Raw genomic sequence first — 13,380 nt, 5'->3', positions numbered from 1 at the left:
GCATCCACTAATAAATATCAATCACTATGTCTATTGGGTTGTTAGCAGTGAAAGCCATCTTGATACGGGCAGGTTGCAATCGTTGTCGGCCAGCCACCATCTCGTTTAAATAGATCCAATGAAAAGGTTCCACTTGGCTGATTGGCTTGCACTTCAATGCGGTTATTTGCGGGTGATGATAGCGAGCGTTCTTGTTGTGGTCTGAATAAAAACGCCATACAGTTTCCCCGTTTTGCAGCAAGTTTTAAACGCCGTAATTGCAGAGCAGTTAGTCCCTGAGTCCATCCTAAAACTGCACTACAAGAACCGCTTTGCAGAGCTTGTTCGATGGCCCAAAATTGGTCATTAACGGTTTTAGGATGCACGACTAAGATTCGGCTAATATCAATATCAAGTTGACGCAGGGCAGGAGCATTGGGCATAGCCGGTGGTGCAATCCAGATAATCCAACGTTTTTGCTTACTCAATGCCGACAGAGCAGGGGCCAGTAATTGCAATTCACCCTGTCCCGGTGCACAAACATAGATTTCATTCACACTAGCTTTGGCCCAGCCATGTTCAGCTAATTTTTGATCCAACTGTTCATAACCGGTAGTCGTTAGCGGGTGATGACTGGGGTGCCAGTTTTTCCCTTGCCAAACTAATTGTTGATCCATCATTGACGTTAAAGAAGCATTCATCACTCACCTCATATAAATACTGTTTAAATATACAGTGTATGGATATACAGTATTTCTAAAAGAGCTGTATTGCAAGTATTTTTGAAGTTTTTTTCAACAATTTTGTGTTTGTTTAGGGTTACTACTGGTGCAAAAGCAAGCAAGCTGATAAAATTCCGCCCTTATTAAGCATGTCGTAGCGACATGGAATTTTATTGTTGCGTTATGTGAGAATGATGTAGGAGACCACATGAATCGATTAATGCTTTCAGCAACAGCAACGTTATTTGCCGGTCAGGCTTTAGGTCATACACAACAACCAATGGATATTCTGCGAATGAGTGGATTTCGTTGGCTTGCGGCTGCGATGATTGCAGGTCTTATTTGTTACGCCATTCGTCATTGGCGGCGCAGTTAAGGGTTGTACTTGCTGAAAAGCCCTCTTTTGGTTTAAGCTTCGCGGCTTGATGAAAAATACATGAGCCGCGAAACCATGACTTTCTCTTCTTTTGCCGGATTTGATTTTGGCACTTCTAATTGCGCTGTTGGGTTATACCAAGACGGCCAACCTGTATTAGCTCGCTTACCCGAGCATGGCTCTTATATGTCATCGACATTATTTGCTCCGACGCGAGATGTTATTAGTGGCTGGCTGTATCAGAAACTAAAACAAAACAATATGGCGGATGCCTATCAACATGCCCGACGGGCGCATATTGAGATGAGTTTGAAGGCTCTTCGTGAAGCGCAACTTGATGGTTATGATAGCGAGTTGCAGTTTGGTCAACAGGCATTTGACGCCTATATGGAAGACCCATTTGACTGCTACTATGTGAAATCGCCGAAGTCTTTCCTGGGCGCCAGTGGCTTATCTGAGCGCCATTGCCAGCAGTTTGAAGATATCGTTGCAGCAACGATGTGGCATATTCGCTCACAGGTCGCGCAATCAACTGATTGTTATCCCGATAAAGTGGTGATTGGTCGGCCGGTAAATTTTCAAGGTTTAAATAGCGAACAAAGTAACCAACAGGCGATCGCCATTTTAACGCAAGCCGCTAAATTTGCCGGATTTTCGCAAATTGAATTTTTATACGAGCCGTTAGCTGCTGGATTGACATATCAGGCAACGCTAAGCGAACCGAAACGAGTTTTGGTGGTCGATATTGGCGGTGGAACGACTGATATTTCGATGATGGAGATGGGGCCTGATTTTGACCACAAATTTGATCACCAGCGCTTAGTATTAGGTTATTCAGGTGAGCGAATTGGTGGTAATGACTTTGATATCGCTTTGAATCTGCAAACGCTGATGCCACATTTGGGGATGAATCAGGCATTAGCAAGTGGCCAGCCCATGCCTCATAAAATCTACTATGATGCTGCTAGCGTCAATGATCTACCTGCTCAAAGTCACTTTTATGGTCGCGAAAGTGAAAAGTTACTGACTGACTTAAAAGATGATATGCAAAAAGATTACTGGCAGCGTTTGCGCCGCTTAAAGCATGAGCAATTAACTCAAAGCCTTAATCGCAGTGCTGAACAAAGTAAAATTGCGCTTGGGCAAAATGGCGAATATCAGTGTAATCTGGATTATCTTGAACCTGGGCTCCAAACGTCGTTGTATCAACAGCAATTGCAACAAGCCGGTGAAAAACTCACTCAAGCGTTATCAAAGTTGATTCAAGATGTACTTACTCAAGCTGGCGTGCAACCCGATGTTTTATTTTTAACGGGGGGAAGTGCTAACTCGCCTGTAATCAAGTCATTTTTAGCCGAGCATTTTCAGGGAATTAAACAAGTTAGCGCCGATAATTTTGGCAGCGTAACACAAGGTTTGACCCGCTGGGCGAAACAAATTTATAGCTAAAAGAAAAGCGCCTTAAAGGCGCTTTTTTACCATTAAAGATAACTTAAATTAGTAGCCGATTGCCGCGCCTGCAGGACGGCGGGCATCGTTTGCTCCATAGAGATATCCTGAACGAATTTTCCCAGAGACAGCAGAATCATTCCCTGAGCTATTCACATCAGTCGCCGATTTAGGTAATCCAACCATAATGAGCTCAGTTGCCCCCCATGGGGTTTGCTCAACCATGTTGTATCCCATTTTTTGCAAAATGGCTAATGTATCCGGCGAAAGGCCACGAGTTTCATAATAGACCTTATCAGGTAGCCACTGATGGTGGATTCGTGGCGCATTAACCGCTTCTTGTGGCCCCATACCAAAGTCAATGATATTCATGACGGTTTCAAGAGTAATCGTAATGATTCTTGAACCACCAGGCGAGCCAACGACTAAGTAGACATGGCCATCTTTGGTAACAATAGTCGGTGACATTGATGATAATGGGCGTTTGCCTGGGGCAATTGCATTGACTTTGCCTTGAACTAGGCCAAACATATTTTTCGCACCAATCTTACTGGTAAAATCATCCATCTCATCATTGAGGAAGAATCCAGCTTTAGGTGCCATTACGCCAGCACCAAATCGGCCATTAATGGTGTAGGTCGTTGAAACAGCATTGCCCATTTTATCAACAATCGAGTAGTGGGTCGTCTCTGGTTTTTCATGAGGCCAAACACCTGCGTGTAATTTAGCTGAGCTTGCCACATTGTCTTTTTTAATTTGCTGGCGAATTTGTGCTGCATATTTATCGCTAAGTAATTTTTTGATCGGCATTTTGACAAAATCGGGGTCACCTAGCAGCGTGTTGCGATCCACATAAGCATGGCGCATCGCTTCAACCATGTAGTGGACTGACTTAGCGGAGCCATAACCCATCGATTTCATATCGTAGCCAGAGAGAATATTTAGAATTTCGCACATCGTGACACCACCAGAGCTTGGTGGCGGTGCGGAAACAAACGAATAGCCTCGATATTGGCATTCAATTGGTTTTCGTTCTTTGGCTTGATAATTGGCGAAGTCTTTTGCGCTAATAATCCCACCGCCTTGCTCAGAGGCTTTTTCAACCGCTTTGGGGATGACGCCTTGATAAAATGCTTTTGGCCCATGTTTGGCGATTGCTTCAAGCGTTTTGGCTAAATTTTTCTGAACGAGTCGATCGCCCGGTTGCAGTGGAGAGCCATCCGCTCTTAAAAAGATTTTTTTTGCCTGCGGTGAGTGGCGAAAAGTCTCAAGTTTCAGATCGAGAATATCAGTATCAGCACGTGTTAACACAAACCCATCTTTAGCGAGCTTAATTGCCGGTGCCATAATTTGTGCGCGGGTCAATTTTCCACTGCCATAACGAGTTAAGGCTAGCTCTAATCCACGAACCGTTCCGGGTACGCCAACCGCTAGATAACCATGCAGGCTGGCGCCTTTAATTAAATTACCTTTACTGTCCTGATACATATTGGCAGTGGCTTTTGCTGGTGCTTTTTCGCGAAAATCGATAAAGGTATCTTTACCATTGGCCAAATGAATGGTCATAAATCCGCCGCCGCCAATGTTGCCACAACATGGATTAACGACCGCTTGGGCATAACCCACTGCGACGGCGGCATCGATTGCGTTGCCGCCCATTTTCAGAATTTTAATTCCGGCCTGTGATGCTAATTTTTGTGATGAAACAACCATCCCATGTTGAGCTTCAACGGCTGGTAATGTTGCCGCCCAACTAGATGAGGTGAGAAGACCCACAGTCAATGGCAGACAGAGCACGTATTTCTTTATAGTGTTATACATACTGTTCCCTGTGTTAGATGAGTGTTTGTGTTTTATTAATGTAATGAAGTTATTACATCACTGATTAGATTATCAAAAATAAGTAAAAAAAGGCTATCACTTTAAGTTTTTTGAAAAAAAGTATGGCTTTTGAAAAAAAATACTGGATAAATACGCTAACTACTGGACAAATAAGTCAAAAAAGAGCGAATATTACATTAATGTAATATTTGTAATTATTGTGTAACTCGCATTTTTATAAGTACAACCGTTTCTTTTTTAACTTAATTAGAGTTAAAAATCTTAATTTAATTAAGGATTTATAATGATTACATTAGGCGAATACATTGTAGCCAAGCAGCATCAATTCCCAGAAGCTTCCGGGGAATTTACACGACTACTCGGGTCCATCCGGCTCGCCGCTAAAGTCGTTAACCGGGAAATTAATAAAGCTGGATTGGTCGATATTATTGGGGCGACTGGGGAAGAGAATGTTCAAGGTGAAGAGCAGCAAAAACTTGATCTGTACGCCAACGAAAAATTTAAAGCAGCACTGGAAGCCCGCGGCGAAGTGTGCGGTGTAACGACCGAAGAAGAAGAAGATTTCATTATTTTTAATGGTGAAAAACAGAGCAAGAGTAAATATGTTGTGTTGATGGATCCTCTCGATGGCTCATCAAATATTGATGTTAATGTCACCGTTGGGACTATTTTCTCGATTTATCGACGCATCTCACCCGTTGGAACGCCAGCGGTTAAAGAAGACTTTTTGCAACCAGGTAATAAACAGGTTGCCGCAGGTTATGTGGTTTATGGCTCTTCAACCATGTTGGTTTATACCACAGGTTTTGGTGTTCATGGCTTTACCTGTGACCCATCGCTTGGGGTATTTTATCTCTCACACGAAAATATTCAGATCCCAGAGCAGGGTAATATCTACTCAATTAATGAAGGGAACTATATTAAATTCCCCGATGGCATCAAAAAATACATTAAATATTGCCAGGAACGAGACGAAGAAACTCATCGTCCATACACTTCGCGTTATATCGGGTCACTGGTAGCTGATTTTCATCGCAATATGATCAAAGGTGGCGTGTATATGTATCCATCTTTTGCCAGTGCACCTAAAGGAAAATTACGTTTATTGTATGAGTGCAACCCAATGGCGTTTTTAGCTGAGCAAGCCGGTGGTAAAGCTACCGATGGTTATCGGCGTATTCTTGATATTACTCCAACTGAGCTGCATGAACGTACGCCGTTTGTCTGCGGTAGCCGGAAGATGGTCGATATGGTCGGTGATTTTATGCAGGAATACTCAGCGGATGGTCACCCTGAATATCACCCCAGCACTAAATAATAGGTGATTACTGCTCTGTGCAGATACCATCTTTAATTCTTCGCCAGCAATGAGTGATAGCTCTTGCTGGCGATTTTGTTTTAAGTTTTAAGCCATTTTCCAATTCTATTTGGTTATCAAGAGCAGCTGTTGGCATAACTGTCAGGCAATAACCAAAACTGTTTCCCTTGACCATAGAGCATTACTGCGCGGTCAATTTCGCTGCTTAGGGGATGGAATAACGCAATCTCTGGGGTTAACCAATATTGGCGTGGAACTATCTGATAAAGATGGCGTTCTGCTGCTTTAAGCTGATGGTTAAAAAGCCACGTGCCATCTTTGGGGCGTTCCTGCTCATCTAATGGCTGAAACAGCCGACCTTGGATAATAATCTGTTGGCTAAATCGATAATGGGGATAGTGTAATCTAAGCTGTTGTATTTGCGGATGATACCCAATGGGCAATTGGTGGGTGAGCATTCTGGAAAGTTTACGAGTAAAACTATCTTTTAGGTTTGGCCCTAGCCATTGCCATTTCTGAGCAAGCTGAATATAAATATAGAATTTCACCGCAAGCTCTATATGACGCACACATCGAGAGCGGTGATCCGCTATCAATAGGTCAATCGCGCCGAGAGTTTGGTTCTGTTGTTTGATTTGTACATTGTGGGCAATCAGCTCTAAATCAGGATGCTCATCAATAAGCTTTAGCCATAATTGTTCATACCATAACCCCAAACGGTTTTTAAAATCGGGGAGTTGTTCGGGTAATGAAGCAAGCGTTTTTGTCAGCCAGCTGAGTTGTTGCACAGTTGCGATTGCTGGGTGAATCGTACTAATAGGTTCACACGTTAGACAATACTGATAAGTTTGTTTAACTCGTTCTTGCTCAGAAGATAATTGCACTGTTTACCTGTCTAACATTGCGTCCGAATGCTGAAGATCCTACCATAACATCTGTTTTTCAACAGTATGAATGAGTGATTTGCATGGATCCGTTTCGATTACAAAATATTTTAAATGAAGAGCTTAGAGCCTTTGCGATTAAAGACTATTGCCCAAATGGTTTACAGGTCGAGGGGCGAAGTCATATCAAAAAAATTGTGACGGGAGTTACCGCAAGCCAGGCATTGATTGATGCTGCAATTGAACGTGAGGCGGATGCAATTTTGGTCCATCATGGCTATTTTTGGAAAGGTGAATCCCCCGTATTAACCCATATGAAAGGCCGACGGATTGCATCTTTATTGTCTCATCAGATCAACTTACTCGCCTATCACTTACCACTGGATATCCATCCAACATTAGGCAATAACGCACAGTTAGCTGCTTTGTTGGGGATTGAACTGCGCCGAGGTTTAGAGCCATGGGATAAAAATAGTGTGGCGATGGTCGGGGAGCTCAAATCTCCTATGCAGGGCGCTCAATTTGCGGCACATATTGAGCAAGTATTGGGGCGTCAACCGCTACATATTGAGGCTCATCAGCGGGTGATTAAAAAAATTGGGATATGCACCGGTGGTGGCCAAAGCTTTTTGCCGTTGGCTGCAGAGCAAGGCGTGGATGCCTTTATCAGTGGTGAAATCTCTGAACAAACGACTCATACAGCTCGTGAGATGGGCGTTGATTTCTTTGCCGCGGGTCACCATGCAACCGAGCGTTATGGCGTGAAGGCATTAGGTGAATGGTTAAGCGAAAAATATCAGTTGGATGTATGCTTTGTGGATATCGATAATCCAGTTTAGTGTCAGGGGCTATGGCTGAGGCTCTTTTGCTTCGGCCATAAGAGTTAAGCCACATGGGATTGTATATTCAAGCATGGCTTGTTGTCCGCCCAGCAAGCCAATATCCACTTGCTGATGCTCAAAGCGTGATTGCCAGCGCTTAAATATTTGTTCATCAGCCACTAATTCTTGCCAGACTGTGATTGGAATGAGTATCTGAGAAATTCCAACCTGTTCTCGAGTGTTAAGCAACTGACCGACTGAGCGGGGGATCCAACAGATCCGAATCGATAACGTCAACAAATCGATGACAGAGGCTAATTGCTCATGACTCGGCGGACTGCCGTCAAAGACAACAAATAGCTGTGAGCTATCAAGCTGATAAAGCTTAATGGCAGACGCTGCTGCCTTGGCTAGCTCATCATCTTTCATCTGTTCACAAAGCGTTTGCCATTCAACATAATAATGTTTGGCAGGGTCAAGTTTTCTTGGAGGCCAATTAAAGATGCCAAATGGTTGGCTCTCTCCCATTTGATAAACCAACCCGATATTATGATCCCCATAAATTGTGCGATGATTTAACCAGCGTAAATAGCGTCGGTAAAATCGCACTAAAATCGCATTGAGTGATTGATCGATTTGACTGTTTTCTAAACTAGCTAAGACATTCAGTTTGAGCTGCCCGGCAAAGTGCTGGCAACTATGCAAAAGAACTGGCTGGTTTGCATCACTCACTAACAGCAATGGAAGGTGAGGGTAGAAATGCGCTATTTGCATGAGCTCTTGGCGAAGAGCCGAGTTTTCATTGACGCAATAGATAATTCCTAATAAAGGCTTTATATGCGCTTTATATTCATCTTGGGTGGTCAAAATAGCACTGGGTGGAACCAATTGTGTGATTTTTGGCGCCAAATTTTCTGAGATAACGACTTTGCCATCCAGTAGCCATTGGTTGTAATGTTCCATTAATTGCTGATGCCATATTTTTAGCTCTTCTTGCAGGGCATCTTGCGTAGGGCAATAACAAAAATCAGGAAAATCTTCGATCATCTCTGGTAAATCGCCCAGAATAAACAAACGAGCTTGTTCGAGATGTTTTAGCAAGGGCAGACAAAGTTCGAGGTTTTTCTCACTCAGTAGATAGTCAGTTAAAATAATGGCATCAATATCAGTATCGTTCAGTAAATAAGTGACTAATTCACCAATTTCGTGGCAATACAAAACCTGCGCCGCATCGATTGGAATATCCAGTAATGTTCCGGCACTGATAATTCTCGATAAACTACTGACGCCATTTGTTTGTAAAGGCGTCAGTAGCAGAGCGAGTTCTTCATCTAAAAGTCTATGGGATGTATTGCTCATTCATAGTTGATAGAGATTTCACTTATTACACTTTTAACATTTTTTACTGATTGTTCAACTGTTTTCGCACGCCCTAAAGCGACCCCGAGGCGGCGTTGGCCGTCAATTTCTGGTTTGCCAAATAAACGTATCTGACAATCTGGAATTTCAAGAGCTTTGCTAATACCTTGATAAGATAGATTTTTTGAAGTTCCTTTGCCTAACAATACGGCTGATGCACTCGGTCCATATTGCTCAATATGGCCAATAGGAAGACCAAGAATCGCACGTGCATGCAATGCAAATTCTGATAAGTTCTGCGAAATCATCGTGACCATTCCCGTGTCATGTGGGCGAGGGGAAATCTCACTAAAGTAAACTAGATCGCCTTTGACAAACAGTTCCACGCCGAAAATGCCATATCCACCTAAATTTTCGACTACCGTTTTCGCAATATTCTGGCTATTTTTTAACGCCTGGTCGCTCATCTGCTGAGGCTGCCAAGACTCACGATAATCGCCATCTTCTTGGCGGTGGCCTATAGGGGCGCAAAAATGAATGCCATCAACGGCTCGAACTGTTAATAAGGTGATTTCATAGTCAAAATCAACAAAGCCTTCGACAATGACCTTACCAGCGCCTGCTCGGCCACCTGACTGAGCATAAGCCCAAGCTGCGGCTTTATCTTCTTGAGTGCGAATCACCGATTGTCCTTTACCTGAAGAACTCATCACCGGCTTAATAACGCACGGATAACCAACTGCATCAACGGCTTGATTAAATTCAGCTTCATTACTAGCGAACTGATAAGGGGATGTGGGTTGTGAGAGGGTTTCGGCTGCGAGACGGCGAATACCTTCTCGGTCCATGGTTAATCTTGCAGCACGAGCTGTTGGAACAACATTAAAGCCTTTACTTTCAAGCTCTAATAATTTTTCAGTCGCGATTGCTTCAATTTCTGGCACAATAAAATCAGGTTGTTCCTCTCTAATGACTTTTTCTAGTGCATCCGCATCAAGCATATCTATCACATAATGACGCTGTGCAACATGCATTGCTGGGGCATTGGCATAGCGGTCAACCGCAATCACTTCTACACCATAACGCTGAAATTCGATGGCGACTTCCTTGCCGAGCTCGCCTGAACCTAACAATAATGCTTTGGTTGCCGAAGGGGTTAATGGTGAACCAATTTTCATGTATCCAGTGCTCCTAAATAGAATGGGGGTAATAAAAAACCATCAAGAATATACCTTGATGGTCTGTATTATAAGCGTAAGGAGCTAGCGAGTGCCACAATGGCTTAATTAGCGTTGGCGATTGTATCTTCCATCGCTTTGGCGCTGCGCTGTAATGTCATACTCATGCGTTGAAACATCCCTTGAACCATTTCAATATCAGACATTGAATCAACATGTTGTGCGATTTCATCATTGAGCAGTTCGCATGCTTTATCGAAGTTTTCACAATATCTACCCTGAGTTGCTAATAAGTAAGCATCAGCAAGAGCTTTGTGCCAGTTGTCGTAATGCTTGAGCTCAACTCCTGCCAATGAGGTACAAAATGAGTGAAAACGAATAGCAACATGACCAAGGTTTAATCCTGTTAGGCCAAGGTCGGTAATAACGCGAGTTTTTGAGCGTTGGTCATAGGCTGTCAGTCTTAATAAGCGATCTGCCATCCTGCGGTTATACCAAGATGTTGGATCATGCTGGTGGCCAAGCTGTAGAAGGTCGTGATAAGTTGATTTAAACACCCTCGTCACCATGAGCTTCACACCGGGCCCTTCAAATAGCTGAAAGAGCCAGTAAAGCATAGTAATGCCGACAAAAATGCCTAAGGCTGAACTGAGCGTATAATCAATTTGAAATGCTCTGCTCATGTTTGAGCCCATACTCGGACGCACCAGAATCGTAAATGGGATTAAAAATCCTAAACCGTAGGGCAGGGTTGGTCGATTGGACAACGCAATAAGTCCAACAAAAAATGGGCCCGCTAAAACCAGCAGTAATTGTCCAAGTTCATCTGAGCTTTGGGCGAGCAGATTAATAGCGAAGAAAATCGAGACCGGAATTGCAATCGTAACGCCTACCAACATTCGTCGCAGGACTAAACTAACCAACATCAATGGCAGGCGATCCAACATAATCGAAAAGATCACAGGTAAGATCATAATCATTAATGCCGCATATGAAGCAGTTTCTACCCAAATAAAAGTGCCAATAAAAAACATAATGGCTGAGCGACAACCGCGAGTTAGTCCGATTAATGGGTCGCGATAAGGCTGCATACTTGGCGCGTGAAGTAATGTTGTATCGCGATTTTCTAACGCTCGAAAAGCTCGTAATAGAACCATCAGGTCGGAAGTCATTTCCAAGGCTACTTTTAACAGACGCGCTTCTAGGGGATTTTGCGAAAAATGCGACATCCGGTATTGCGCGAGCTCTCGGCGAAATATTTTAATGCGCTGATAACTGACTTGGAAATTTTCCGACTGGGCAATATCGACAAATATATCGTGTTGCTGTTTAAGAATATTAGCCAAAGTCGGAGTGACTAACTCCGGATTACGCCGTTGCAAACGACCAAAAATCTGGATAACGGACAATAACGATAAAATCTTATGGCAGATTTGATTGGCAGCTCTAGAACGCCCTGGTCCCTCGGGTCCTTCGTAGGCAACAGCGCTTGAATCGTCACTGACCTCTGAAACTGTTTGCATGATCTGATCAATATGCTTATGACGCTGTTCATGTGACCCTTCTGGATCAAGTTCGATTGCCAGATACTGAAGCATTTGATTAATAGCTGTTTTCGATTGCTGCTGAAGAATATTTTTTACTTTCACAGGCCAAAGCAGATGACTGACAAGCCCTGCACAGATTGCTCCGATAATGATTTCGCTCATTCGTGCTTGCGCAACATTAAAAATATATGAGCTTGAAACACTTGATGGCGAGGCTACTGAAAGAACAATAATGACTTCTGATGTGACACTGGCAATGGCCAAGGCATAAACAAAGTTTGTCCGTCGTAATAGAGCCGATAGACCAGAGTTAACACTCAGCCAAATCCCAAGAATGGTAAGGCCTAGATAAGGAAAATCGAGAAAATGAGCTAAAATGAAAATCCCGACTAAGCCCCCAATGATAGTTCCAACAATCTGACACAACGCTTTCTCAGCCACTAAACCGCTCTCGGGGCGGATCTGTAAAAAAACGGCTGAAATAACCGCCCAGTATGGACGGTCAAGATGAAGAAAAATAGAGATGGTCAGAGCCATCGCCATTGCAATAACGCCCTTAAGCGCAAATAAAACAGAACGCTTTTGGGGCATTAACATCGTTTGCAAGACTATACCCAAATCTGTCTCCTACTTCTGTTTAAGTTCGATTGAGACGGTCATCCCCGCACTTAAATGAACATCTTTTGGAAGTGGATCAAGTTTGATATCAACAGGTATACGTTGCGCTAATCGAACCCAGTTAAAGGTCTGGTTGATTTGGGGTAATAACTGACTATCGCCACTGGTATTGGAATTAGAAATCGCTCTTCCGATACTTTCTACATGTCCAGTAAATGGCTTGCCGCCACTCATCAACGTAATCGTTGCTTTTTGACCTACATGGATAAGGGGAACTTTGGTTTCTTCAAAATAGCCAGTCACATAAAATGAGTGATCTTTGACAATAGCTAAGACTGCGCTGCCTTGCTTAACATAATTACCTTGATGCAACGATAAATTTACAATATCACCGGCTTCAGGGGCGATGACTTGTGTTCTGTCTAAGTTAAGTTGAGCTGTATCAAGCTCGGCTTTAGCCAGATCGAAGTTTGCTTTAGCAACCTCGGTATTAATTCGCGAGGTTTCTAAATCTTCTTCACTAATTGCTTTTTTATCGGTTAGTTCTTTGCGGCGTTCATATTTATGTTTGGCTAGCTCCCAAGAATATTGTTTATTTTCCATGGTTGCTTTGGCTTGGGCTACAGCAGCTAAATAACGTTTATTGTCGACGCTAAACAAAGGTTGGTTTTTGCTTACTCTTTGATCGTTTGCAATATCTAATTTAGTCACCCAGCCTGATACATCAGGAGCAACGGTGATGATATCAGCGCGTACGCGCCCATCACGGGTCCATGGCGAATACATATAGTCATTCCATATCCACCAGCCGGCCGCGATTGCAACAGCTACAAAAAAAACAGTAATAGAGATACGTAGAGACTTCGCCATTTAATTAGTTGCTCCATGAGATAAAAATACAATAAGTGCCAGATAACAAACGAATAGGGATACTTCGAACCATGCTACTTTCCAAATCCGCTGATGTAGATTGAGCCGGAACAAGATAAAACGGGTCAAAGCCGTCAAGGCAAATGCCACAGGTAAAAAAATAACCAATGGGCTAAACAGAAGCCCACAAAAAACAATGTTTTGATACATAAGGTAATATTTGTCGTTGTTTGTTTGGACGTATCGCCGCTAGGATTAACTCAATAATAGATTTAAACTAGCAATTAAGCCAAGGATGGGACAGAGATAAGATTTCCCAGCTGCCTATTAGTGTATCATACATATTTGTATAATACATCCCATTTAGCAATAATTGTAACTGAACTTGCTTTTTTTATACGATAACCAACTAAATTA

The 13,380-nt window shown here is 43.0% G+C and carries 12 protein-coding genes; 4 read left to right on the top strand and 8 right to left on the bottom strand.

What is annotated here, in order from left to right; all coding sequences use genetic code 11:
- Positions 1-41: 41 nt before the first annotated feature.
- Complete coding sequence (imuA, locus tag ABTQ23_RS05770) at positions 42-680, bottom strand: translesion DNA synthesis-associated protein ImuA (RefSeq protein WP_408614711.1); 639 nt, start codon at positions 678-680, stop codon at positions 42-44.
- A 229-nt stretch (positions 681-909) separates the two neighbouring features.
- Between imuA and ABTQ23_RS05765 the strand changes: the two genes are divergently transcribed.
- On the top strand, positions 910-1,077 hold the full coding sequence (locus ABTQ23_RS05765) for a hypothetical protein (protein ID WP_408614710.1): 168 nt from the start codon (positions 910-912) through the stop codon (positions 1,075-1,077).
- Between the two features lie 60 nt (positions 1,078-1,137).
- The gene (gene yegD, locus ABTQ23_RS05760) at positions 1,138-2,526 is read left to right on the top strand and encodes a molecular chaperone (RefSeq protein WP_408614709.1); all 1,389 of its coding nucleotides are present in this window, start codon (positions 1,138-1,140) and stop codon (positions 2,524-2,526) included.
- A gap of 48 nt (positions 2,527-2,574) precedes the next feature.
- Here the strand turns inward: yegD and ggt are convergent, their stop codons facing one another.
- A complete protein-coding gene (gene ggt, locus ABTQ23_RS05755; protein ID WP_408614708.1) occupies positions 2,575-4,347 on the bottom strand; it encodes a gamma-glutamyltransferase in 1,773 nt (590 codons plus the stop codon).
- A 304-nt stretch (positions 4,348-4,651) separates the two neighbouring features.
- Here ggt and fbp point away from each other — a divergent pair, with 304 nt between their 5' ends.
- Positions 4,652-5,686 carry a class 1 fructose-bisphosphatase gene (gene fbp / locus ABTQ23_RS05750; RefSeq protein ID WP_408614707.1) on the top strand — a complete coding sequence of 345 codons (1,035 nt, stop codon included), beginning with the start codon at positions 4,652-4,654 and terminating at the stop codon, positions 5,684-5,686.
- Positions 5,687-5,802: 116 nt separating this feature from the next.
- On the opposite strand, the gene ABTQ23_RS05745 is transcribed toward fbp, so the two are convergent.
- Positions 5,803-6,570: a DUF1853 family protein gene (locus ABTQ23_RS05745; RefSeq protein WP_408614706.1), complete on the bottom strand. Its 768-nt coding sequence runs from the start codon at positions 6,568-6,570 to the stop codon at positions 5,803-5,805.
- An 83-nt stretch (positions 6,571-6,653) separates the two neighbouring features.
- Here ABTQ23_RS05745 and ABTQ23_RS05740 point away from each other — a divergent pair, with 83 nt between their 5' ends.
- Positions 6,654-7,409: a Nif3-like dinuclear metal center hexameric protein gene (locus tag ABTQ23_RS05740; protein WP_408614705.1), complete on the top strand. Its 756-nt coding sequence runs from the start codon at positions 6,654-6,656 to the stop codon at positions 7,407-7,409.
- Between the two features lie 9 nt (positions 7,410-7,418).
- Here ABTQ23_RS05740 and ABTQ23_RS05735 read toward each other — a convergent pair whose 3' ends face one another.
- The 5 genes from ABTQ23_RS05735 to ABTQ23_RS05715 form a co-directional block, all read right to left on the bottom strand.
- A complete protein-coding gene (locus ABTQ23_RS05735) occupies positions 7,419-8,750 on the bottom strand; it encodes a hypothetical protein (RefSeq protein WP_408614704.1) in 1,332 nt (443 codons plus the stop codon).
- The gene (purT, locus tag ABTQ23_RS05730) at positions 8,747-9,928 is read right to left on the bottom strand and encodes a formate-dependent phosphoribosylglycinamide formyltransferase (RefSeq protein ID WP_408614703.1); all 1,182 of its coding nucleotides are present in this window, start codon (positions 9,926-9,928) and stop codon (positions 8,747-8,749) included. Before purT ends, ABTQ23_RS05735 begins: the two co-directional genes overlap by 4 nt.
- Before the next feature lie 104 nt (positions 9,929-10,032).
- A complete protein-coding gene (locus tag ABTQ23_RS05725) occupies positions 10,033-12,093 on the bottom strand; it encodes an FUSC family protein (protein ID WP_408614702.1) in 2,061 nt (686 codons plus the stop codon).
- A 9-nt stretch (positions 12,094-12,102) separates the two neighbouring features.
- A complete protein-coding gene (locus ABTQ23_RS05720) occupies positions 12,103-12,963 on the bottom strand; it encodes an efflux RND transporter periplasmic adaptor subunit (protein ID WP_408614701.1) in 861 nt (286 codons plus the stop codon).
- Positions 12,964-13,173, bottom strand: a complete 210-nt coding sequence (locus ABTQ23_RS05715) for a DUF1656 domain-containing protein (RefSeq protein WP_408614700.1) — start codon at positions 13,171-13,173, stop codon at positions 12,964-12,966.
- Positions 13,174-13,380: the final 207 nt, after the last annotated feature.

This window comes from Celerinatantimonas sediminis, assembly GCF_046054195.1.
Lineage (GTDB): Bacteria > Pseudomonadota > Gammaproteobacteria > Enterobacterales > Celerinatantimonadaceae > Celerinatantimonas.
Note: the sequence above shows the minus strand (reverse complement) of the source record. Positions and strands in the feature narration are given on the sequence as shown.